The following is a 23,843-nucleotide window of genomic DNA, read 5'->3' as shown; positions in this document are numbered from 1 at the left end:
CGCCAATTCAACTAATACATGATTCCATACAACCGGTAAAGCGTGACAGCAGCTTCCGCCCTTGTGATCGGCGAAACGGGCTGCAAGTAACCGTTATAGCCCTGGAACAAACCAGCCGAAACCGCACGGGCTACACTTTCCCTGGCATAAGCGGATACCTTAGAAGCATCCCTGAATTCCGGCAATACCTCCCCGCTGCCCACGGAGTGCTCCTTGCCTGCCGCAAGCATGGCGTTGTCCAGCATCAACATCATTTCCTGACGGGTTACCGGCTGCTTCGGCCGGAACTCATCACTGCCCGTACCGCGAACGATGCCCAATGTCCGGGCAGCATTCACATCTTCATAGTAATAATCAGCCTGCGCTATATCCGTAAAGGAATGGGAGGCTTGCGCCTGCAGATCAAACAGCCGCATAATCATGACCACCGCATCTGCGCGGGTAATCGTTTGAGCAGGCGAATACGATTGCTCTGAGACTCCCTGGATAGCCCCCTTAGAGGCAAGAGCTTCCACCGCTGCCTGCGCCCAGTCGTAGCGGCCCAGATCGCTGAAACTCTTGGCTACAGAAACAACGGCATAGCGGCTGAAGTGATGTGTGGTGAATTGCATCTCACTGCCTGTGCTGTCATATCGTCCGCTGACTACCGGCTGTCCCTTGCCGTTTGCCCCGATCTGCCAGAACGTCAGCTGAGACGGGTTGAGCGCTTCGGCGGCGGAAAGCTGGTAAGGCGTGCGGAACGTAACCGCTGCTAGATTGTTCTTCCAGCTGACAGGGCTGCCGTCCACGGCTGCGCCCAGCTCGACAACCGGACGGCTGCCCGCAGCCTGCTTGACGTCCCCATCCGCACCGGACAGATCCGCGAGCTTAACGGACACAGCAATCTGCTTCGCGTCTTTAGCCATACCTGCAAACATATCCCCCGGAAGTAGCAGACTTCCTGCAGGAGTAATGAATTGGATCCGCACCTGCTTCATCGAAGCCAGATATGAGGCAGGCAGCTGCAGTTCGAATGTTGTTTTACCCGCAGCTGATCCAGCCTTAAACGTAAGCGTCCGCACTCCATTGGCATCTGCCTGAGCGGCGGCGAGCGCCTTCGTAAGCTCCTCTGTGCCGGGAGCAAGAACAGACTTCGTACTGTCTGTTGCAGCTACGGAAACGGAAGGGGGCGGTGTGGGAGTTCCGGCATCAGGAGTGGGAGTCGGAGTCGGAGTCGGAATGTCCGTTCCCTTCTTACTGATAACCAGCATTTGCGTTCCAGGCACGGCTTCGTAATAGACGAATGTACCTTCACCTTCCCGGACCGGCTTCAGGTTATAAGAAGTGGCTCCCCTTGTGAGAGTAACCTCGTTCCACTCGGCCGGAACCTTCGTTCTCAGGGTTAGCGGCTCATTGTAAACTGCCGGGTCCAGTGTACCCTCCAGCTTAACCTCGATTGCACCGGAAGCGGCTTTTGTAACCTTAGTTGTAGCGTTCTGTCTTTCACGCAAATATTTGCCCACCTCAGCAAAGGTACCGTTCCAAAGAGCATCTTTCCGCTGGGCTACATATCCGTAATGGTTGTCATACAGGCTGAGCGGAGGTGAGGACCAGCCTTCACCATCATTGCCATGGCCGGTCAGAATCAGCCAGTTGCCCTTGGCGATACCAAAGTCGGTCCAATCATCCAGTTGGACAGCTGTTGTCGTACTTTCAACCATTGTACTGCTCAGATTGTAATACTGCTCTGTGCTGCTGGCGTTGCCGGCATTGTTACCTCCCTGGCGTGCAGCAACGAAATACTTGGCTGCTTCTGCCGCAACCGCTGCATTGCCCGTATTGTACGGGAGCGCCAGCGATTCCGGCTTATAGCCGGTCTTCTCCTTGATCCGGGCGACAGAATCCTTGAACTCAGAGGACATCTCTGACGCGCTGAGCGTGGTCAGATTGCGGTGAGTAACCGTATGGCTTGCTACATCGAAAATCCCCTTATCCAGCAGCGCTTTCCACTGCTCCCAGGTGCCCGTGGAAGCGCCAGTGTCATTATAGGCATTGTCGATCCAGCCGCTGATCAGCGCGAGCGTTCCTTTCAGCTTGTATTTTTCATGCAATCCGGCAAACCGTAAATCAGATTCGTAGATACCATCATCATACATAATCGAATACGCACCGGCCTTGCCGTCTTTCCAGGTGGTGACCTCCGTATCCCCGATGTTGAAAAGTCTGCCCCGAATCGCTTTGGCCACTGTATCAGCTAAAGTCCAGGCGCCTTTCGGATTCGGATGAATCTTATCCGGGAAGTCGCTGCTGCTTCCGGTTGTGGCCGCGTTCACGTCGATCAGGGTTGCGCCTGTCGCTTCGGCCGCCTTCCGGATCAGAGGAATGACCCCGTTTTGCAGGACGGAGTTGACAATGCCATAAGCCTGGTTCGGATCGTCGTTGAATATTGCCGGCGGCAGATTGACAAAGACCTTCGGATGACTTGGCAGTGCCTGATACAATTGAATCAGCTCTGTATAATCGCTCAGGAAGTGATTCTGCCCCTCCTTCCAGTTCCAGGCCTTCGTATCATTGGTACCCAGCTGGATAACCACGACGTCAGGAGCATAGGTCTTGCTGGCCGCAAATGCGGCTTCATTCCAGTACGGATCGTCACCGTCCTTTTGCAGCGTGCGGCCGCTGACGCCGAAGTTCTTGACGGCAAAGTTGCTGCCGAGCAGCGACTGGAGCTGTGCCGGATAACTCGTTACCCCGGCATATTTCAGCCCGGCTCCCGCTGTAATACTATCTCCGACCGCTGCTACCTTGATTTGACCTTCCGGGCGGTTCTTCTCTGGAATCTTCTCCGTGTATGTGGCGGGAATTTCATCCGACGGATACTCAGCGAAGTACAGATCGTCAAAATAATAGGTGCCGGGATTCCACTCCGACAACCGGATTTCCTTCAGACCGCTGATATCCGCAGAGGTCTTCATCAGCGGAAGATACACTTTTGTCCACTGCCCCTTGACTGAACTGACATCGGTCCAGTTGTTCACCGAAACCGTGCCGTCCGTATCCACAAAGGTAACATGGACAGTGTTCGATCCCTGCATATCCTTTACATAGAAGGCCAGATAATTGAAGCCGGAAGCATCTATGGAAGCTGCGCCGCCCTGTGGCTTAATGATGACAGATTGCTTATCCGCTCCCGGTGAGCCGGCGTCTCCAGTGACTTCCAGCTTCACACTTCCTGTTCCTCCAGGATTGACCCCGAAGGTCCGGTCCACCGCCGCGGTGGCGTTCACACCCTGGCCGACCTGCACATCTGGCTCCTCAAAGGATTGGAACCAGCCGCTGGAACCAACAGGATACGAAGCAGGCTCCACGCCGGTCTTGTAGGTTGCCGCGAAGAAGTTGTCGACCCATAGCTGCTCAGAAGCGTTCATGCCGATCCTGATCTGGGTAATCGCCAGCGTATTCAGCTGACGGCTGGACAGTGGAACGCCCTGCGACTTCAGAAGCGGAACACTCAGCCGTGTCCATGCGTTTTTCATCGTCTTCCCATCCGTTTCCGTTGTCCAGGAATGCCCCTCGGCATCCACGAGCGTAACTGAAAGAGGTCTGTCCCCCACGCTGTCCTTGGCGTAGAAGTTCAGGTAATTGTAGCCTGTCAGATCACTGTTGATCGCGCCGCCCTGCGGAACAAATGCGGCATATGTCCCGTCCGCTCCGGAGCCCGCTGTGATCTTGAGACTCTTCGTGCCGTTGCCGGCCGCACTGTCTGCTGCTGATTCCAGCTGCAGCTGAGGGGAGGAAGATAAATACCCCCGGCCTGACTCAAAACTCTGGAACCAAGCCGAAATACCGGCCGGCTTCGGCTGCGTTCCGGCTGAAATCCGGTTATACCGGTTATACCGCTCGGCCAGAATATCCTTCACCTGCTTCGGCGTTGTCCGGTCCATATGATACAAGCCCATCGTTTGCAGGCCTGTAATATTGGTATACCAGTTATATGCAGTCCACCAGGCTGCACCGCTCAACAGTCCGCCCGGGTTCGGCGTTCCGTCCTCCGCCCGTGTAGCTGTCCGTGCAAATGCATTGAACGTACCGGTGAACAGCGTCGTCTGCCTTGTGTCCGAGGCGGTTTCATCCCCTGACCAGTAGCCGTACTCTGTAGCAATAATCGGCTTACCCGGATGCAGTGCATGGATGGCCTCAATTTCCTCCTGTGTCTCCAAGTCTGGATTTGCACCGTAAAAGGCGCCGAAATACATGGTCATTCCGATGATATCGGCCGGGGAATGCGAATGGTCGCTCACCCCTTTGTACGGATTCGCCACGGCGGACTGGCCGACCAGTCTTGTTCCATCGATGGCATGTGCAGCATCCCGCAGCTCTTGGATAAAGTTGACACGCTCCAGCTGCCCGCCTGACTCATTGCTGACCCCGTCAAACCAGACGGAAGGTCGGTTGTAATTACTGAAGATCATTTCCTCCATCATTTGCTTGGCCTGGCCCCGCTGACGCTGCAGGTCGAAGGCTTCTCCGCTGAACCAATAGGCCGGAATTTCCTGCCAGATGGCCAGACCGATCCGGTCGGCAAATTGATAGGTCGGCAGGCTGTGCGGAAAATGCCCGGTCCGGACGAAATTAGCCTTCAGCTCCTCCTTGATCTTCTGCAGGTCGCTGTACCGGGTTGCATCATCCAGTGAAGGTCCTTTGTCGCTGCTGTCCTCCGTATAACCTACCCCGGTGAGGAACGGGGCCAACTCTCCGTTCAGCTTAAGCTGTACACCATCCGCTTCCAGTGTACGGATACCGAACTGGGTATAGAAGGTGTCGGTTACTGCTCCGCCGGTCTTCTGCTCTACCTTTAAAATATACAGATTCGGTTCAGACGGACTCCACAGCTTTGGTTTAGGTACTTTTACCTTGAGCGTTTGTACCGCCTGCCCGTTGGCTGAAACCGTTAATGCGCTTCCTTGCGCCGCTGTCGCTTCCGTTCCCGTCAGATCCTGCGCATATTCGCTGAGCCGGTTACTCTCTGCGATCTTCGCTTCATAGATTGTATAGGACAGCTGAACCTGCTCCGCCGTTTTACCCGTATGATTCAGAAAGGTGCGGACTGACAGATCTCCATCCGTATCCAGCGTACGCACATCACTGCGCACCACATAGGTGTCCGGCATAAATTCAACGTAGGCGTCCCGCAGGATTCCTGTGTAGTTGAACCAGTCGGACGTCGCGTACGGCAGGATTTCCCCGTTATTAAACTTGTCCCATTTCGGATTGTCAACCCGCACAGCGATCACATTGTCGCCGCCATAGTTCAATAGATTGGATGCGTCCAGTGCAAACGGCGTGTAACCGCCTTGATGCCCGCCCGCATATTTGCCATTGATCCATACATCCGCGAAATAGTTGACGCCGAGGAAAGTAAGCTGTGCAGGCTGCCCCGCAAGAGAGCTATTCACCTCAAAATGCTTGCGGTACCATACCCCGCCCTGATAACCCGACTTGTCACTCTTGTTCTCCGGTCCGCTCAGCGATTCGTAAGCTGTGCTCTCATCCTCCGGGAGAGGCAGCGTCTTGCCGGCCCAGCCGGAATCGTTGTAGCCAGTCTCCTGTCTGCCGCCCGCCTCATCTTCAAGGCCGGCAGTTCTGGCACTGTCCCGGGGTGCTGCTGACAGATTGGAATCCAGCGTGGTTCTTTCTTTTTTCCAGTCCCCGTTTAAGGAGAGGTACGTTCTGTCCTTCTGCTTCTCGAAAGAACCCAACGGCAGGCTGCCCGAATAAGGCATCGCTTCGCCGTCCACATCCTTCAGCACTAATTGCGTAAAGCCGGCATTCGGGAAACCTGCGCTATCTTTTTTAGCGAAATAAAACTCATCCAGATAATAGGTCCCCGCTTTCCCGGGCGTCACCGTCACCGTGCTTAGACGTGCAAATTGGAAGTTCAGGCTCTTGTCCAAAGGCATGACGATCCGGTTCCAGCCGGCTGCTGTCGTCTTTTCGGTCTGCCAGTCTACCGTTTTGCCGCCAGCATCCTTCAACTGTACGGACAGCGTCTGACCGCCCTGCTCATCCCACACATAAAAGACCAGATGGCTGAAATTTGTGGCGTCGAACTCCGCCTTATAGTCGTAAGGCTGGTTCTTGTCCGGAGACTCTTCGAGCGCCTGCGGTCTGACGGTTATGCCGTTCATGGCAGGGTTGGTCGAATCCTGGGACAGCACAGCCCGAATGCTCGCAGAGTTGTATGCATTCGCTGACTTCTCCATGCTGAGCGCGGTGCTCACCCCTGTACCTGCCGTAATCCCGTATTGTCCGTCCTGCCCTTTCGTCTCGAAATTCTGATACCAGACCGCTCCGATATTCTGGGTTCCGCTGATGAAGCCGGCCAGTACATCGTCTTCGGCCATGGCAAAATACATATCATCGAGATAATACACTCCGGCATTGTAAAAGCCGATATCGACGGATACGATTTTTGTCAGGTCAATCTTCGAGGCTCCTTCCAGCGGAAGCTGCATCTTTACCCATTTATTCTTGGTCGATTTGGAGGTTCCCCACGTGTCCCAGACGCCCCCGTTGGCATCCTTGATACGGAATTCCACACCATTGCTGCCCTGGGTATCCTTCAGATAAAAAGCAAGATATGAATAAGCTGACGCATCGAACGTCCCGCCTGCTTTGGGCTGTACGCTCAAGTAACTCCCAGCCGCATAAGGCCAGTCATTTTTGACAGTCGTGACCTTGACACCGGCCATGCCCGCTGCGTTGGCTATATCTGCTGAGGTCTCGGCGGTAGTAGCGCTGCCTGCAGAGTAGCCGGTTTGGCTCTCGAAATCATTGAACAAGGCCGTGCGCTCTGGCTTAACGGCAGGCGAAGCATCTGTTTCGTTCTGGGCCAGATAAAGATCATCGTAGTAGTACACATTACCGTAACCCCAGTACGTCCCAAGCTCAATTTGCTGCAGTCTGGACAAATTAATTTTTGATTTGTCCAACTTCACAGTCATTTTTACCCATTGCTTCGACTGCGTCTTGACCGCTGCGCTTGTTTCCGTATCCCAGACCCCGCCTTCGGTGTCCTTGAATACAACATGTATACTGGATCCGGCGGCGGCTGTCGTATCCTTAACGTAGAACAACAGATAACTGAAAGGGGAAGCATCTATATAAGTTGCACCGGATACAGTCGAGCTTTCCGGTTTAATTCCGGCTCCATAAACGCCTGTGTTCCAGGCTTCGTTCCGTTCCTTCCCTTCCCCGTCCGTATAGGAATTCTGCACCATTTTAAGACTGCCGGAGCTTGAGGAATAAGCAGCATCCGTAGTGACACGCTGGGCGACCGTCGCGGTTCCCAGACCTGCCAAGCCATAGCTGCCATCACTACCGGGTTGCTCGAAGCTCTGGTACATGACAGGCGCCGACGGCTCATTGCCATCATCCGGATAAGTCGGCGGTAGAGCGGCAGCAGATTTTGAAAAGTACATCTCGTCAAAATAATAGATGTTGCCCCAGCCCCAATACTCGCCCAGCGAAATGGAGACAATCCGCGAAAAATCGAGTTTTGTCTTATCCAGCGGAATCGAAAGCCTAGTCCACTGATCCTTCACCGACAGGGTTTGGTCTGTATTGGCATTCCATTCTTTCCCGTCTGCATCCCGGATGACAACATTCGGATTATGAACATCGGTGTCTAGAACGTAAAAATTTAGATAGCTATAGTCAGAAGCATCATAATAGGTCCCTTCTGTAACTGTGTCCTTCTGCGGCGTTACCGTGAATCCGTAAATATCGGTGTTCCAGGCTCCGCCGCTGGGATTATTGTCGTTCGTCTGGATCAGGCGCACACTTCCCCGACTTCCGCCTCCCGGTGTCCGGTCTGTAACCGACGCTGTTGATGAGGTACCGACGGCAGAAACCCCATAGGTCTTCCCCTCCCCGGCCTGCTCAAAGTTCTGATACCACTTGCTGTCTGTCTGCGTCTGCGGCGGTGTCTGCGGTGGTGTCTCCTGCGCGTAAGCGGTATCTCGTGCTATTCCCCCGAATACTACCGGGAACAGCAAGACCAGTGCCATGACCGCCGCGAAATATTTGTTATGCCCCCGCTTGCGCTTTACCGATTTGCTTATGGACTGCATACATACTCCTTTCGACTCTCTTTATTTGAAATCGATTTCATTTTAAAAAAAAACAGAATTATTTTTTCATTCCTCCCTCTCTCAACCGTATAAAAAGTTTGAGTGCCTAAGTCATCCAATGTAGCATGACTCCATTGGACTCTCATTTTCTTGAAATCGATTTCATTTCGATATAAAAAAACAGATTCCCCCCTGTTCATTCCTCCCACTCTCAAAACCTTATAAACCAGTTGAAGCGAATAAGGTTGCAAATGAAATCGATTTCAAACCTATTATATGAATACTCTATTAAAGATGTCAACGCTTTCTTTGATGTTTATATTCTTATATTTTCCGGTTACGCTTCATAATTTCATGATAGGTTCGGCTGATTCGGGCGAAAAAAAACACATTTGTAGTTATGCAGTATTTATGCATAAAGTACATTTGTGCAAATTCAGTAAAATTAGAACCTGAGATTTCCACGTTTTTATCTTCCAAAGATCGATATTCTTTTTTTCAGTAATTTCTCGAAATCTCTCTTATCTACACGTATGATCTTCGTACCAAATTCTCGTGACACTCTACTTTTCATTATCCCCTGCCATACTTCAATTAAAATACTCTTTTGAACACCATTTTATCTGTTCTGCTCTGCTCTTCTCATGAAGGATGATTAACTGATTCAACACAAAAATTCTCTGAACCATATCTTGTGCAATGTAGAACTGTCGCTTGTAATAATTGATTTCTCTTTCATATGGACTTGAGGAGTTACGATTTTTTTCATAGATCAAGAGTAATTGCATGTGAAGGTCATATATTTCTTTATACATCATCCCAACCCCTCCATGGGTATAAAATTCCTTTCGTACGGACACATTAGTTAGAACCTAAGGCTACTTTCATGCAAAGATTCATGCATCAATCATAAACTCTATAAGGATTAACTTTTTTTAAACATTTTATAAGTAAATCTGCAATATTTCATTGATATGACACATTCATCAAGTTAAGCAATACTATTAAATAGGTTGAAACCTGCTGATTTATTACTTTTCAAAGAGGAGGAGTTGACCTATCGGTTAGCAAAGAAAACACATTGGACATGAGCATCAGATCATGGCTAAAGATGAACAAGAGAATCAGAAGCAGGCATTTAAAGAAGCCGTGGACGTGTGGCTCCAACGGGAACTTCATAAGCTCAATGTTCCTTCAAACGCCGAGTACAATAGCTTAGAAATACGAATAAAAGAACTGGAGAGCCACTAAAAGTTGATCATCATTAATATACTATATCCACTATTTTCTAGTCCTTCATAAAAAGATACATTTGGGATCCCCCGGCTCGTTCAGAAGGACGGACCAAGCGAACGATGGCCACTAAGCTGCCAAGAGCTGCGGCAAAGTGGCCATAGGTCCCATTGACCTGATTTTCCTTCTTTGCCGAAGTCGTTCAAAAAAAGCAAGAAGTTTGAAATGATAAGCCATTCCGAAAGAGCAGACATTTAAAACAAGAACAAGAGCAAAAGAAAGGGTCAGAAGCCAGGTCAAGTGCGGCAGGACAAGGCTTCAAACCGATCGGATTGGAGCGACGTTCAGCGATGGTTTTCAAACGCAGTTATCCATTTCGGAGCCGCTTCAGTCTACAACTTTATTTCCTTAGTCTTAATACTTTATGTTTCAGTCAAATACTTTATTTTCTCTATTGTCTTAAAATAAAAAAGCAGCCTGAACCATTAAAGGCTCAGGCTGTGACAATCCAAATTCTTATTTGGGGGTAACGAAAAAACAAAAAATAGATCAGGCACAACAAACAACTAATATACATACAATATTTTGCATATTAATTCTTAAATGAATATTAATGCAAATAAATGAATAGTTTTAAAATTAGCACATTCTGTGAGCCACTATTATCATCACTTGTGGTCATTTTTGCAGCTTCTTTGATCCCTCACACTCAACTATACTGATTCATTCCCATCACTATTTACCCGCACCGGCTATACCCGCAATTGCTGCAGGTCTTGCAGCCTTCGATGTTGACCAGCGAGGCGCTGCCGCAGGATGGGCAGAGGTCGCGGGAGGCGGTGGCGTGACTGTGAGCGTCATGGCCGCCGTGGCTGTCGCCGGTGGACGCTGCGCCAGAGATGCTGGATTTCAGCTCGGCGCTCAGCGCCTCACCCAAATCCAGTTCCAGGGTGGCCGCGATTGGAGCGGCCACATGGTCGTCATGTGCATTGTTCTGCACATGGGTTTCGAGGGCCTTCGCCACCGCGTCGGCGATGGACTCGACGCGGTTCGCGCCGAAGCCGATGGCGCCGGAGCCGCCGATGCCCTTGAGATGCTTGATCAGCAGCTCAACCTTCTCGCCGTGGTCACCGTAGCGGAGGAACAGCGAGCAGACACGGCCCAGTGCTTCCGCCATAGCGAAGACGTCGGAGCCGGCCTTGCCGACATTCAGGAAGATCTCGGCCGGAATGCCGTCAAGATCATTGATGGTGATATACGCCATGCCGAATGGTGTATTGATCTTATAGGTAGCGCCGCGCAGCACCTGCGGGCGTTTTTTGTATTGTTTGTCTGCACTGCCTGCGGCAATGGCTTGCGGTGCAGGAGCTGTCGCGCTTGCTGTTACAGCAGGAGCAGCAGGCTCAGCAACCGGAGCTGCGGCTTCCGCTGCTGCAGCGTCTTTCTTGTCTTCCTTCTTCGACGTTTCGAGCACCTGTACATCGCGGCTGCCGTCACGGTAAATCGTTACGCCTTTGCAGCCCAGATCGAAGGCCATTTCGTACAGCTCTGCCGTCTCTTCGACGGTGAAGTCGGACGGGCAGTTCGCGGTCTTGGAAATTGAGCTGTCCACCCAGCGCTGGATCGCAGCCTGCACACGAATATGATCCTTGGCGGACAGATCCATTGAAGTAACGAAATACTCGGGAAGCTCTTGACCCGGATGGGCCTCCAGCCATTCCTGGGCAATCGGCACGAACTGCTCATCGTAGCCAAGACGGCTCTGACGGAAATATTTGAAGGCAAAATAAGGCTCGATGCCGGTCGATGTGCCGACCATTGTACCCGTGCTGCCTGTAGGCGCCTGGGTAATAACGGTAACGTTGCGCATGCCGTGCTTGCGGATAGATTCGCCCACCTCAGGGTAGGTTTCGGCGATATTTTTCATGAATCCGCTCAGCAGGTATTTCTCGGTGTCAAACGCCTGGAAGGAGCCCTTCTCCCCGGCAATTTCAGAGGAAGCCAGATATGCTTCGCGGGCCATGAAGCCGTACAGCTTGTCCAGGAACTCCAGCGATTCCGGGCTGCCATAACGGATGTTCAGCTTGATCATCAGCTCGGCCAGGCCCATTGTCCCGAGACCTACGCGGCGCTCCTTGCGCTGATTGGCTTCATTTTCCGGGAAGTGGTAAGGTGTCTTGTCGATAACATTGTCCAGGAACCGCACGGAATAACGGGTGGTTGTGGCAAGATCGGCCCAATCCACATCATGATTCTCTGCATCGTAGAATTTGGAGAGGTTGATGGCAGACAGGTTACACACGCCCCAGCCCGGCAGCCCCTGCTCACCGCATGGATTCGTGCAGATGATCGGATTGAAGTACCAGCTATTGGACATTTGATTGTAGTATTCCATGAACACAACGCCCGGCTCAGCCGATTTCCAGGCCGATTCAATAATTGTATGCCAGACATCGCGGGCTTTGACTGTCCGGTACGGAATAACTGCGCGGCCAGCCGCCTTCCATTTATCCAGGTCTCCGTCCCACACTGTATCGTAATCAGGGTCTGTGGTATCCGGGAATACCAGCTCCCAGTCCAGATCCTCCTTCACAGCCTTCATAAAAGAATTGCTTACGCATACCGACAGGTTGGCGTTCGTTACCTGGCCCATCGTCTGCTTCACGGTGATGAAATCGACGACATCGGGATGCCAGTCATTGATCATCAGCATTAGCGCACCACGGCGGCTTCCGCCCTGCTCAATCAGTCCGGTGGTGTAGCTGAACAGTCCGCCCCAGGATACAGAACCGCTGGACGAGCCGTTGACGCCTCTGACGATGGCACGGCGCGGACGCAGCGAGGACAGGTTGATCCCGACACCGCCGCCGCGGGCCATGATCTCAGTCATTTCCGAGAGGGTTTGCATGATGCCGCCCCGGCTGTCTTTTGGCGAAGGCACGACATAGCAGTTGAACAGGGTCAGTTCTTCACTCGCCCCGGCGCCTGCGGCGATCCGTCCGCCCGGAACGAGCTTCCAGTCATCGAGAATCGAACGGAATTTGCCTGTCCATTCTTCCTGAAGCTCAGGTGTTTTCTCTACCGAAGCCATAGCGGAAGCGAGACGGTCCCACATTTCCTCCGGTGTCTTCTCTATGTTAAGCGTCAGCTTTTCTACATCCGATTCTACAAGCTCTCCGCTGCGTGTCTTCACCGTAACCGTACGGCCGCTGCGTGCAACGATCTCCCCTACTTCCTTGGTAGGAAACTTAGGATCGTCCTTCGTCAGCACAAGCACCACATCGCCAACCTTCGCATTGTTGCTGTCGGCATCCTTCCAGGCGTAGCGGTCCAGAAATATTTTCTCGCTCAATCCTTCAAGACGCTGTTTGCGTTCCTCTGTACTCAATAGAAAAACCTCCCGGTATTGTGATATGTAATTCCTTTTCAAGAAATACAGGCTGGCTGCCTTGTACGCTTGAAGTATTCAATGTCAATAAAAAACAACCGGAAAATGCCCGGTATAATCAAAGTTTTCAAGCATTTGTAACAATATATTGTGTCAGTCAGCTTTTCAACTATACCACATATTGTGTGGAAGGTCTTTTTCGAAAAATGCTGCATCTCGGCGAAATATCGGCAAAAGATGGCACATTTACTCCCTCTTGCTCGTTATTTTACAGCATGGGGCCGAAAATAGCAGGTTATGAATTCTCTCTTTTACGAGCATACTACTCCTACGTATTTCGATATGAAACAAGCGCCGGAGGAGACTGCTACATGACGCAATTATTCCGCAATTCCTTGCCGCAGGAAGGCATCCCTACTGCCCCGCTGCTGCCTGTTCCTCTGTCTTTTGAACGAAACTGGCTGCATGACTTAGAGTCAAGGCTGGACAAGGGGGGACCTTGGGGAGACTGGCGTTTATCCCGGCTGGCCGTTCAAGGCGAAGCCTCTGCTCTGGTCACCAGCTTTGATGAGCTGCAGTGCATGAAGCATCTGTCCGGGTTATCCCCGCTCCCCCACCAGCTTGATACCGCACATAAGGTGCTGTTCCAAATGTCGGGCCGCGCCATTCTGGCCGACGAGGTCGGCCTTGGCAAAACCATCGAAGCCGGGCTGGTGCTCAAGGAATATCTGGTGCGCGGGCTGGTGACCAAGGTGCTGATCCTAGTTCCTGCCTCCCTTGTGCTGCAATGGGTGCGGGAGCTAAATACCAAGTTCGGCATTTCCGCCGTTGCACAAAAAAAAGCGTATTCCTGGGACAACGACATTGTGGTCGCCTCCATGGATACTGCCAAACGTGATCCGCATAAGGAAACTCTGCTAAGCAATGAGTATGACATGCTGATTATCGACGAGGCCCATAAGCTTAAGAACAAGAAATCGACCAACTACCAATTCGTTCAGCAGCTCCGCAAAAAATACTGCCTGCTGCTCACCGCTACTCCCGTGCAGAACGACCTCGGCGAGCTGTTCAATCTGATCACGCTGCTGAAGCCGGGCCAGCTCGGGAATCAGGGGGATTTTGCCGCCAATTTCGTGGTTGACAAACGCCAGCCGAAGAACGAGGTCCAGCTCCGGGATGAGCTATCTAAGGTTATGATCCGCAACCGGCGCGGCGAAGGTCCGGTCAGCTTCACGAAGCGCAAGGTGCGCAATATTCCGCTCACGCTCTCACCCGAGGAGAAAGTATTATATGACGGCGTTACCGCCTTTGTCAAAGACCAATATGAGGAAGCGGGCGGCAATCTCAGCAGCATGCTTTCCCTGGTTACGCTTCAGCGCGAGGTCTGCAGTAGCCGGGATGCCGTATTCGTGACCCTGGTCAACCTTATTAAGAAGCTTCCCGAAGATTCTCCGAAGCGTGACAAGATGATGGGCCTGCTGCAGAGCATCCGCACGGTCAAGACAAATACCAAAGCTGCAAAAACGATGGAGCTGATTCGTGAAATGAACGAAAAGGTGATCGTTTTTACCGAATACCGGGCCACTCAGGAATACCTGCTGCAGTATTTCCGTGAGCACGGACTGCAGTCCGTCACCTATTCCGGCGGGATGAACCGGGGTAAAAAGGATTGGATGATGGACCTCTTCCGGGGACGCGCCCAGGTGATGATTGCAACCGAAGCGGGCGGCGAGGGAATCAACCTGCAGTTCTGCCACCATATGATCAATTTCGATCTGCCCTGGAACCCGATGCGGGTCGAGCAGCGGATTGGCCGGGTGCACCGTCTGGGCCAGGAAAACGATGTGGTGATCTACAACCTCTCGACGGAAGGCACGATTGAAGAGCATATCCTCCACCTGCTGCATGAGAAGATCAACATGTTCGAGATGGTCATCGGCGGGCTGGATGTGATTCTGGAGCGTTTCGAGAAGAAGGAGTCTCTGGAGAAAAGCCTGTACAAAATCATGCTCGAAGCCCGAAGTGACGAGGAGCTGCGCAGCGGGCTGGACCACATCGGCGAATCGCTCAGCGAGCTGACCCACAGCATTCAGAAGGAGGGCGGAGCTGCGCTATGAGCCTATCTGTGCAGGAGATACGCAAGCAGGTCATGGATTATCTGGAGGCGACGGAATGCTCGATTATCGAAGCGTCGCCGCTGCATGTGACGGTGAAGCTCTCGCCGGGCGCTGACCGGATGCTCACCGAACGGCCCTATTATTGGGGGTTCGTGGAGCGTACAGGCGTAGAGCCTGAGACGCTGTCGTTCACGTTCGTCTTCGAGCCGGAGAAGTACGACAGCCTGGCCGCCGGCGGTGTGCCTGGCGGCAGTGTGACTGGCGGCGCGCCGCCAGCAGGCGCGGCTCCGCCAGGGGGTGCGGCTCCGCCAGGGGGTGCGACTGATCCGCAGGACAGCATCCTCGCCCGTTACTTCGGGAACGTTCCGGCGCTGCCGCGGATCGGTCCGGGCATGATCAGGCGCGAGGATGTCATTTATGGCAGCAAGCGGCTGCGGCAAATCTGGGCTGCAGCCCGGGAGGAGGGCAAATGCCTGCAGCTCTTCGAGGACCCGGGGCGCAGGCAGCGGCTGACCTTGTTCTCGGCAGCCTACGAGCCGTGGCTCGGCGTCTGCTACAAGGTGGAGATGACCTGCGATCTGAAGCGTGAGGAGCTGCATTATATCGGTGTCTCACTCACCACCGGCCTGATTGTCCCTGACTTTGAAGCCAGGCTGGCCTCACGGGAGCTGACGCCCCGCCTGCCCGAGAATGTTCACATTCAGCCCTCGGAGCTGACAGTTGCTGCCGGAGCAGAGAGGCTGGAGGGCTATCTGACCTCGAAGCTGGCGCTAATGGACTACACCTGGGCCGAGGAAGCCCGCGAACGGCTGGAGCTGGAGCTGGGGATTGTGGACATTTACTACGCGGAGCTGCTCAAGGAGCAGGATGAGGGGAAACGGCTGGCTATAGAGGAGCAGTACAACCGCCGCCGCAAAGAGACAACCTGGCAGTACGAACCGCAAATTGCAGTTTCTGCCGTAACCTACGGCCTGTTCCATCTGCGGAGCACATAAGATGCGACCCTGCTCGCTAAAAGCAGGCAAAAAAACAGTGAATTTCCCGCACCGCGGCGGACAGCAAGCAACAGCCTTTTCAGGGCTTGTCCTCTACAATAAGCATCAGTACTATTATTAAGAAAGGTGAGCGATCACATGAAGATAACAGCAAGGCAGAAGGACATTTTCGGACGGCGTGTGCGTCTCGTCCTCTGTCTGTGTCTTGGACTGGTCGGATTCTCGGCTGTCTCAGCTTTCCCTCCGGCGCTGGCCGCTACCGGAAGCAAGGTTACGGTCACACAGGCGGTATCCAAGGATCATTTGCCCCTGCTCACGCTGAAGTCCGTTCCTTCACCTGAATCCCTGCAGGACTTTACCCGCCGCATCATCCGCAAGCTCTCAGCCGATGCTCCCTTTACAGCCTGGGCAGATGCCGGAACCGAATATTTCCCCTTGGGTCCGGGGACACATAGCTGGCTGGTTAATGTGGTGAACGGGGAACAGAGGATTGGGTATCTCGTCATCTCCGCAACGGAACAGGGCGGTTATATGCTCAGCGAATACGGGGCCGGAAGCTACGGTCTCCCTTACAGTCTGCAAGATCTGCGCCAGTTTCTGGTGCAGCAGGAACTTATCCCATCCGATTATTCCGGAAAACTTGAATTAACAGCGCTCTACGCTCCGCTGCTGCCGCTGTGGAAAATAACAATGGACCAGTCAACACTATATATCAACGCTTCAGTATTGCAGGTTATGCCGTGGAGCCCTAGCCAGGCGGAAGCGGTCCTTAAGAGAACGCTTGATGGAGCCTCATCTCTATCCAGCCTGGATACAGGCCGTTCACCCCTTCCGGCTTACCGGAGCGGAGGCCAGGATGATCCGTATGCAGACCTGTTGTGGCTCACAGCACCGTCACTGAAGTCCGTGAGCGGAGACAGCATTGCAGCTTTGCTGGCTGCAAGCGGCAGTCTTGCCTTCCAAGCTGCCGGCCGCAATGACACCCTAGGTGCGCCTTTTATGGTAACGGGCTATCAGAGCTGGCAGTTAACCTCCTCCGGCAGCAAGGACGAAGGCCGCCGCCCAGCTATCGTGTACGCCCTTTCCGGGCCGGAGGGCAGGCGTTATCTCCCTCTTGCGGCTCTGCTGGAGAATGGGACTTTCCACAAGGTGCCGTCTTCCGGCAGTTCAGCCCCCAGCACCACTGTAGCAAAGACAGACCGTTCCAATCGGGAATAGCTCACCACATATATGCATACATGCAAACAGCCTTCCTGGACTGCCGTGTTAACGGCTCTGGGAAGGCTGTTTGCTGTTTCGTGAAGCTATTTCTTGTTGCTGTGCGTCCGCTGACTGCGCCAGATGGACCAGCTAAGCGGGAGCATGCCGAACCATTTCTCTGCCCACGGCTGCTTCCGGGCCTTCCTGCGTTCCCGGCTGGCCCGCGGGTCCTCCATATAGACAACTACCTTCTCCGTAATGTATTTTACCAGTTCATCCCCACCGGAAGCCATCCCTTGTCCCTCCTGTTCCCTCAAATAGAAATCCCCGCAGCTATGCTCTAAGTCTCCACGATTCTAGTGTGCTCCATTGCGCTTTGATCTAAACTATGAATTTGCGATTCGCATAGTATTGCCTGCTCCGGTACATTCTAACAAAGAATTCAATGAAGACAAGCTGTAAGACCATTCATGGACAAGGAGGCCGTTCACTTGAGAACCTTAATCCATTCAAGCAGAAACATCTGTGCCGTCCATAAAAAGACGGCCGCAGGAGCTGACAGGCCGCTTCGCCGTTTATGGCTGCTCCTGTCTGCCTCCGGGCTGCTGCTGTCCCTGCTGACCGGCACTACTGCGGGTGCACAGACCTCTGCAGAGCCGTCACATCATAGCACAAAGCCGGACCGCCAGCGAATGCTTGGCCATGACCAGCGGATCATTCTTATAGATGCCGGACATGGGGGAATTGACGGCGGAACCTCGCATGGCTCCATTCTGGAGAAGGACATTACGCTTGCCATCTCCCGCCGCTTGTTCCTGCTGCTGCGCAGCGACGGCTTTGACGCCATCCTCAACCGGACCGGCGACTATGCGCCAAGCGACGATAACCGCTGGCTGCGGAGCTCCTCACGTCATATGCGCGACTTGGCCCAACGCAAAGAGCTGGCGGAAACGCTGCCTGCGAATGTAGTGGTCAGCATTCATGTAAATTGGGCCCGTTCACCGGCAAAACACGGACCGCTAGTCCTATACCGCCAGGAAGGGCGCAGCTACCTGCTTGCCCATTCGATTCAGGACCAGCTCAATCAGCTTTACGGTGTAAAGACTGATTCCATGCCGGGCAAGCCCTTTTATCTGCTCAACAAAATAACCGCCACAACAGTTATCGTTGAGGCGGGATTCATCAGCAGTCCGGCTGACCGGGAAAAGCTGTGCAGTCCGAAGGGCCAAGAGGAGATCGCAGAAGCCATTGCGGGCGGCATTGCTGCGTATCTTATGGAAGTGTGACATGGGAGCTCCATTTCCACTGGTTTTTAACCAAATCGGAGATTCCGACAAATTCGACGCTGTTCTTTAGTTCGGCAATGCCGCTGCGGATACCTGCAGCGGTCTCTTTGCCATGAATGCCGACATGGCCAATCGTTACACAGTATTTTTGATTCAGTGCTCTTTCCTTCACCAGCCGCATTTGCTTCACAACATGGCTTGCCGTATGAACATCATCCAGGAAAATGTGATTCTCGACCGGAGGCAATCCCATCTCCCGGGCCACTCTTCCGGCGATCGAGCGGTAATTGGTATGACTGTCCACAAAGAACAGCCCCCGCTCCTTGCAAACGGCCAGAATAATGCCCATCACCCGCTCGTCTCCGGTCACCTTAGAGCCCATATGATTGTTGATTCCGATGGCAAACGGAACATTGTCCAGCGCCGCCTCCACCCGCTGTCGGACCTCTGCATCGCTCATTCGGGTCAGGATCGCTCCGGGTCCCAGCCATTCCGGTTTGCCCTGGCGCGGCTCCATCGGCAGATGCACCAGCACATCTAGCCCCCGCTCGTGGGCACGCCGCGCATCCTTCTCCGACGTAGGCAGGAATGGCATGACCGCAACGGTAAATTTGACCGGAAGCGCGAACATCTCCTCTGTACCCCGCATGCCGTTGCCGAAGTCATCTATAATGAGTGCTACCCGGCTGCGGGAGGCAGCGTTCTCCCCCGGCTGCTCGAGCGTACCGCTGCCCGGAGCCGGCTCTGCCTGCAGCGTCGTCCCGCTGCCATAGGAGCCTTGCGCAGCAATATCTGCGCCAAGTGCGGGCGGCGCTGATAAGCCGAGCGTGGTCATGATGGCGACCACGGCTGCAACAAGTATATTTCTCTTAATAATCTTCAAAGGGAACGCCTCCTTCGTGTTGGTAAGCCATTGTTCTCATTGTTTGGAACACGAAGGATAAATATGTACGGCAGCGACTACGCAATAATTAACAATCGTCAGGCCCCCTGCCGCCCCGCTTATCTGCGGCAAGTATCGCTTCCAGTACCTGCTGCGGCGAGACAGTAAATGGCATGCACGACATCGGCCCCTCCTTCGCACAGCTTGCCGAAGCAACCTCTGCGAGTTTTTCCTGCGGAATGCCGGACAGGCCCATTTCACTTAAGGTTACCGGCAGTCCTGTCATCCGGCAAAAGTCAACAACCGTATCAATCTCCGCTGCCGGGGCTTGCTCCAGCATGAGCTGCGCCAGCGTGGCGAAAGCGACCTTCTCGCCGTGCAGCACATGGCGGCATTCCTCCAGCAGCGTCAGTCCGTTATGAATCGCATGAGCCGCTGCCAGCCCTCCGCTCTCAAAGCCGATGCCGCTGAGATAAATATTGGCCTCAACAATCCGCCCGACAGCATCCGAACCCCGGCCTTCCCGGCAATCCCGCAGCGCCTCTGCGCCGTCCTCAAGCAGCGTGTCATGACAAGCCTTGGCAAGGGCGAAGGCGGCGATGGAGCCGCTGCCCCCGGCCTGGGTAAGCGCGCCGGAGCGGCGGCAGGCTCTGGCTTCATAATACGTGGACAAGGCGTCGCCCATCCCGGCAGCCAGCAGTCTTGGCGGAGCCTTGGCAATAATATCGATGTCCGCAATCACGACATCCGGGCTGCGCCGCAAGGGAAGGTAGCGGTCTAATCTGCCGTCCTCCGTATACAGCACAGATAAGGCGCTGCATGGCGCATCCGTGGAAGCAACGGTAGGAACGAGAATGACCGGCAGGTTCGCGAAGTGGCTGACGGCTTTGGCCGTATCCAGTGTTTTGCCGCCGCCGATCCCCACAATTACGCCTATGCTGCCCGCTTCGACATCAGCCACAATTTTGCGGACCTGCTCAAGGGAGCATTCTCCTCTGAATTCATGCTGCACAAGCCGGGCGGAATATCGCTCACAGCTCTGCGTAATCTCCTCTCCGTAGAGGGAGAGAATAAACGGATCTATAAGGGCATAAGCCCCCTGCGCCCCCATTTGTGAACAGTATAATCCAAGCCTCTTGATCTCGCCGCCGCCCTGAATATACTTTGACGGAGAGCTGATGATTTGCGTCATATGTAACTCCTCCTTTTACCACTCATGCAGTTCACTGTTACAAACGTCCAAAAGCGCGCAGTAGCAGCAGCTTCTCAATGGTAATTTCAGTCTTCCACCAGTTCTCGCTGATGGCGAACTCCCGCTCATAGGCTCCCCAGCTCCAGGTCAAATTCCAGATTCCCTCCGGGTTCCGTTCCGCCAGAAGATAATCCAGCTCTTGGTGGAGTAAATCAACGTTATCCTCATAACCCGGGCTTTCCGGTGATTTGATAAAAAACGAAGGTCTGCAGCTATATCCGCTCCAATTCCCGGCTTCCCGGTGTAGCAGCACTGTAATCTGCCTTGTCGCAGCTTCTCGCAGCTCCACATAAGGAATTGTCTCCCGCAGGCCTGTCTCCGCAATACAATCCAGCAGCGTAATGACACACTTTAGCGGATGCATTTCAATATTTGAATTTGCCAGAAATAGCTCACTTAATTCCCTGGCTATACTCATTCCGCGCTCATAGAGTCTGCTGCTGCTGTCAGCAAATTTCAGAATGAATCCGGCCAGAATCGCCGTTGGATTGAAGATGCTGCGGGCAGAGCTGTTCGAGCTTGTATGCCACCAGGGAGCATGGGGATATCCGTTGCTTGATTCCACAACATTGTTCCACGAGCCGCCTTCCATATCCGCTCCACTATCCAAGTATTTCAGAATCCCCTGAACCACTGGGTGAGCTCCATCCTCAAAGTGAACCTCCAGCAGCTTCTCAACGGCATTGGCTGTCTGAACCGGCGAAGAATAAGGGTTCCACGAATCGGCCTCCAGCGCATGTGCGAATCCCCCATCCTCATTCTGATACGCCGCTAACGCTTCCAGCACAGCAGAGACCGGCCCTGCTTCGAAATGAAATTTCCATCTGGCCAGATCAACCGGACGGGCATTGCGATAGACCCAGTTTCTTATAGCTTTGAAATCCTGCTCCGATACATTCATTAACATTCTCCTCGGGTACGGAATGGTTGATATTCTTGCTAACTTTTATTAAAAAGGACTCTCACCTGGATTGCTATGATTGATTTAACCTGCTGCTTAACATAAGCTATTGAGTAACGGGGGTATAGAAAAGCAGAGGAGGGACTTATGAGGAATTCAGCCTTCAGGAGAACGTATGACTTCTCGAAGCAATTGTTCCTGAAAATCAAGCTCGATGATGTACAAGGAATCGGCGCGCAGCTAACCTACTATTTAATCCTTTCCCTGTTCCCTTTTCTGATCTTTATTATGACGCTGATCGGGTATGCCAATATTTCGCTGGAGGATAAGATCCGTGATCTGGAGCAAATCATGCCGGCTGAAGCCATTTCCATTATTGAAGAAATTCTAAAAGACGTTTCCGAGGGCCGGAGTCAGGCTTTGCTCTCCTTCGGGATGCTGGCTACACTATGGGCCGCCTCCAAAGGAATCAATGCGATTATCAAAGGCCTTAACCGTGCCTATGATATTGAAGAGAACAGGGCGTTCTGGAAGGTGCGGGGCATAGCTTTTCTGGCTACGCTGATCATCGGCTTTGTCGTGCTGCTCAGTATTCTGCTGCTCGTACTCGGCACCTGGCTGAAGACGAAGGTATTTCTGCTGGCCGATCTTCCCTACGGGCTCCAGAAAATATGGGACCTGCTACAATATGCCGTCCCGCTGCTTGTCCTGTTCGTGGTCTTTACCCTGCTGTACTGGATTGCTCCGAGCCGCAGGCTGACGCTAAAAGAGGTTATGCCCGGCGCGATGTTTGCAACCATCGGCTGGATCACAACCTCCATTCTCTTCTCCCTGTACGTTAATCAGTTCAGCGATTTCACCAAAACCTACGGCAGCCTCGGCGGCGTCATGGTTCTGCTGATCTGGCTGTACATCAGCTCCATCATCATCCTGGCAGGCGGCGAGATCAATGCCATCCTGATGAAGCGTGCTGTGAAGCGGCCGTAATTCTCACTCAGCCTCCGTATCCGGCAGATACGCGCCTTCTTCCTGCAGGCGTCTGCGCAGCGCAGGGATATCCACGGCGTGCACATTATGCTCCGGGAGCACGGCGGCCATGGCTGCGGCAATTCCGGCAGCCTCGCCCATCGCCAGACAGACCGGCATGACTCTGACGCTGCCCTGCACCTCGCGCACGCAGGAAATGGAGCGCCCGGCAACGAGCACATTTTTCAGCGAACGGGGGGTCAGACAGCGGTATGGAATGCCATGCGATTCGCCCGGGCCATAGCGCTTAATTACCTCAGGCTTCCCGCCAGCCTGCTTCTCTTCCTTCTCCGTCCCGTGAATATCAATAAAATAGCTGTTGCGGCAGATTTCATCTTCGAAGCTGCGGCGGCTGACATAATCATCAACGCTAAGCACATAATCTCCTACAATTCTCCGTGTCTCCCTGACCCCCATCAACGACCCGGTATTGGCTACATATGAGTTGCCGTAGGCGGCGGGCAGAAATTCCGCAAGTGCATCCCTATAGGCTGCGGCCAGCTTGCGGCCCTGCATCAGCGCTTCAGATATGGATAACACCTCTGTATTGTCCACGTCCCATAAATGTCCGGCATTGAACCCTACTGTTCTGGGCGCGACGATATTGTTGCAAATATGTGAGTCCGGGATTGAGGAATAGCGGCCAGAGGCGAGAATATCATAGATCGGACTGGTTTTATTGTTGTTGTGCAGCATCGGTCCATGATGATACGCATACTCATCCACATTCCCCAAAGTGAAGCAGTGGGTGGCGGGCATCAGTTCGCCCGTTTCAGCATCCCCCTTGAGGTATTCCGCTCCCGCCCATGCGGCAACATCAGCATCCCCCGTACAATCAATATATACCTTGGCTTGCAGAGCCTGGAGACCGCTTTTGCTGGCTGTGATCAGTGCCGTTACATTACCCGCCTCATCCGTATCTACAGCTCCAAGCTGCGTCATGAACAGAACCGTAACCCCTGCCTCCTGAACCAGCTCATCGTAGACGACCTTCAGCTTCTCCGGTTCAATGGGCACCCAGTCCATCGCTTCCTTGCTGACATGCGGCATCTGCGCCTTCAAGGCCTCAAATACCTTCACCGCCAGCCCTCTGTAGATGATGGTCTGCATATCCGAAAAAGGACACCACGCCGGAACAAGTCCCGACGTCCCCATTCCGCCAAGGCTGCCCGTTGCTTCAATGAGCAGTGTTCTTGCACCTTCCCGCGCCGCCGCAGCGGCGGCGGTACATCCGGCCGGTCCTCCCCCGACAACAATGACATCCCACGAAGCCTGAAGCGGAATTTCCCTGCTCATACTGTAGCTGCCCATGCGCTTCCCTCCCAAGAGATTTATTTGCAATAAAGCTATTCATTCCTTAAAAGTAATTACACCGCCTACAATAATTTCTACCTCCAAATTCGGCATTCTAACTATATATGCTTGCTGCTGCAGCAAAATGCTATATCCCG

13 protein-coding genes are annotated in these 23,843 nt (G+C 53.4%); 6 read left to right on the top strand and 7 right to left on the bottom strand.

Going from position 1 to position 23,843, the window contains the following annotated elements; genetic code table 11:
* Nucleotides 1-11 precede the first annotated feature (11 nt).
* On the bottom strand, nt 12-8,111 hold the full coding sequence (locus ACX1DY_RS05790; protein ID WP_458963232.1) for an S-layer homology domain-containing protein: 8,100 nt from the start codon (nt 8,109-8,111) through the stop codon (nt 12-14).
* A 1,101-nt stretch (nt 8,112-9,212) separates the two neighbouring features.
* Here ACX1DY_RS05790 and ACX1DY_RS05785 point away from each other — a divergent pair.
* Entirely contained in the window at nt 9,213-9,362 is a 150-nt protein-coding gene (locus ACX1DY_RS05785) for a hypothetical protein (protein WP_458963231.1), read from the top strand.
* Nucleotides 9,363-10,083: 721 nt separating this feature from the next.
* Here the strand turns inward: ACX1DY_RS05785 and ACX1DY_RS05780 are convergent.
* Nucleotides 10,084-12,732 (bottom strand): adenosylcobalamin-dependent ribonucleoside-diphosphate reductase, encoded by a 2,649-nt coding sequence (locus ACX1DY_RS05780; protein ID WP_458963230.1) that lies wholly within the window; start codon nt 12,730-12,732, stop codon nt 10,084-10,086.
* Between the two features lie 371 nt (nt 12,733-13,103).
* On the opposite strand from ACX1DY_RS05780, the gene ACX1DY_RS05775 reads away from it, so the two are divergent.
* From ACX1DY_RS05775 to ACX1DY_RS05765, 3 genes are all read left to right on the top strand, one after another.
* Nucleotides 13,104-14,849 carry a DEAD/DEAH box helicase gene (locus tag ACX1DY_RS05775; RefSeq protein WP_458963229.1) on the top strand — a complete coding sequence of 582 codons (1,746 nt, stop codon included), beginning with the start codon at nt 13,104-13,106 and terminating at the stop codon, nt 14,847-14,849.
* Complete coding sequence (locus tag ACX1DY_RS05770; RefSeq protein ID WP_458963228.1) at nt 14,846-15,844, top strand: YqhG family protein; 999 nt, start codon at nt 14,846-14,848, stop codon at nt 15,842-15,844. Before ACX1DY_RS05775 ends, ACX1DY_RS05770 begins: the two co-directional genes overlap by 4 nt.
* A gap of 138 nt (nt 15,845-15,982) precedes the next feature.
* Complete coding sequence (locus ACX1DY_RS05765) at nt 15,983-17,062, top strand: hypothetical protein (protein WP_458963227.1); 1,080 nt, start codon at nt 15,983-15,985, stop codon at nt 17,060-17,062.
* 86 nt (nt 17,063-17,148) lie between these two features.
* Here the strand turns inward: ACX1DY_RS05765 and ACX1DY_RS05760 are convergent, their stop codons facing one another.
* On the bottom strand, nt 17,149-17,337 hold the full coding sequence (locus ACX1DY_RS05760; protein ID WP_458963226.1) for a YqzE family protein: 189 nt from the start codon (nt 17,335-17,337) through the stop codon (nt 17,149-17,151).
* Nucleotides 17,338-17,625: 288 nt separating this feature from the next.
* Here ACX1DY_RS05760 and ACX1DY_RS05755 point away from each other — a divergent pair, with 288 nt between their 5' ends.
* Complete coding sequence (locus tag ACX1DY_RS05755) at nt 17,626-18,330, top strand: N-acetylmuramoyl-L-alanine amidase (RefSeq protein WP_458963432.1); 705 nt, start codon at nt 17,626-17,628, stop codon at nt 18,328-18,330.
* Here the strand turns inward: ACX1DY_RS05755 and ACX1DY_RS05750 are convergent.
* From ACX1DY_RS05750 to ACX1DY_RS05740, 3 genes are all read right to left on the bottom strand, one after another.
* On the bottom strand, nt 18,317-19,213 hold the full coding sequence (locus ACX1DY_RS05750; RefSeq protein ID WP_458963225.1) for a divergent polysaccharide deacetylase family protein: 897 nt from the start codon (nt 19,211-19,213) through the stop codon (nt 18,317-18,319). The genes ACX1DY_RS05755 and ACX1DY_RS05750 overlap by 14 nt on opposite strands.
* An 88-nt stretch (nt 19,214-19,301) precedes the next feature.
* The gene (locus tag ACX1DY_RS05745; RefSeq protein WP_458963224.1) at nt 19,302-20,405 is read right to left on the bottom strand and encodes a glycerol dehydrogenase; all 1,104 of its coding nucleotides are present in this window, start codon (nt 20,403-20,405) and stop codon (nt 19,302-19,304) included.
* Between the two features lie 37 nt (nt 20,406-20,442).
* Nucleotides 20,443-21,366: a hypothetical protein gene (locus ACX1DY_RS05740; RefSeq protein WP_458963223.1), complete on the bottom strand. Its 924-nt coding sequence runs from the start codon at nt 21,364-21,366 to the stop codon at nt 20,443-20,445.
* Between the two features lie 147 nt (nt 21,367-21,513).
* On the opposite strand from ACX1DY_RS05740, the gene ACX1DY_RS05735 reads away from it, so the two are divergent.
* Nucleotides 21,514-22,353 carry a YihY/virulence factor BrkB family protein gene (locus ACX1DY_RS05735; RefSeq protein ID WP_458963222.1) on the top strand — a complete coding sequence of 280 codons (840 nt, stop codon included), beginning with the start codon at nt 21,514-21,516 and terminating at the stop codon, nt 22,351-22,353.
* A gap of 3 nt (nt 22,354-22,356) precedes the next feature.
* On the opposite strand, the gene ACX1DY_RS05730 is transcribed toward ACX1DY_RS05735, so the two are convergent.
* Nucleotides 22,357-23,703 carry an FAD-dependent oxidoreductase gene (locus ACX1DY_RS05730; protein ID WP_458963221.1) on the bottom strand — a complete coding sequence of 449 codons (1,347 nt, stop codon included), beginning with the start codon at nt 23,701-23,703 and terminating at the stop codon, nt 22,357-22,359.
* Nucleotides 23,704-23,843 lie beyond the last annotated feature (140 nt).

The sequence above is a fragment of the Paenibacillus sp. BAC0078 genome (assembly GCF_054483875.1).
Note: the sequence above shows the minus strand (reverse complement) of the source record. Positions and strands in the feature narration are given on the sequence as shown.

Coding starts and splice junctions, on each gene's coding strand:
- ACX1DY_RS05790 (WP_458963232.1), bottom strand. CDS start 8,111: ATGCAGTCCATAAGCAAATCGGTAAAGCGCAAGCGGGGGCATAACAAA.
- ACX1DY_RS05770 (WP_458963228.1), top strand. CDS start 14,846: ATGAGCCTATCTGTGCAGGAGATACGCAAGCAGGTCATGGATTATCTG.
- ACX1DY_RS05765 (WP_458963227.1), top strand. CDS start 15,983: ATGAAGATAACAGCAAGGCAGAAGGACATTTTCGGACGGCGTGTGCGT.
- ACX1DY_RS05775 (WP_458963229.1), top strand. CDS start 13,104: ATGACGCAATTATTCCGCAATTCCTTGCCGCAGGAAGGCATCCCTACT.
- ACX1DY_RS05760 (WP_458963226.1), bottom strand. CDS start 17,337: ATGGCTTCCGGTGGGGATGAACTGGTAAAATACATTACGGAGAAGGTA.
- ACX1DY_RS05740 (WP_458963223.1), bottom strand. CDS start 21,366: ATGAATGTATCGGAGCAGGATTTCAAAGCTATAAGAAACTGGGTCTAT.
- ACX1DY_RS05735 (WP_458963222.1), top strand. CDS start 21,514: ATGAGGAATTCAGCCTTCAGGAGAACGTATGACTTCTCGAAGCAATTG.
- ACX1DY_RS05730 (WP_458963221.1), bottom strand. CDS start 23,703: ATGGGCAGCTACAGTATGAGCAGGGAAATTCCGCTTCAGGCTTCGTGG.
- ACX1DY_RS05745 (WP_458963224.1), bottom strand. CDS start 20,405: ATGACGCAAATCATCAGCTCTCCGTCAAAGTATATTCAGGGCGGCGGC.
- ACX1DY_RS05785 (WP_458963231.1), top strand. CDS start 9,213: ATGGCTAAAGATGAACAAGAGAATCAGAAGCAGGCATTTAAAGAAGCC.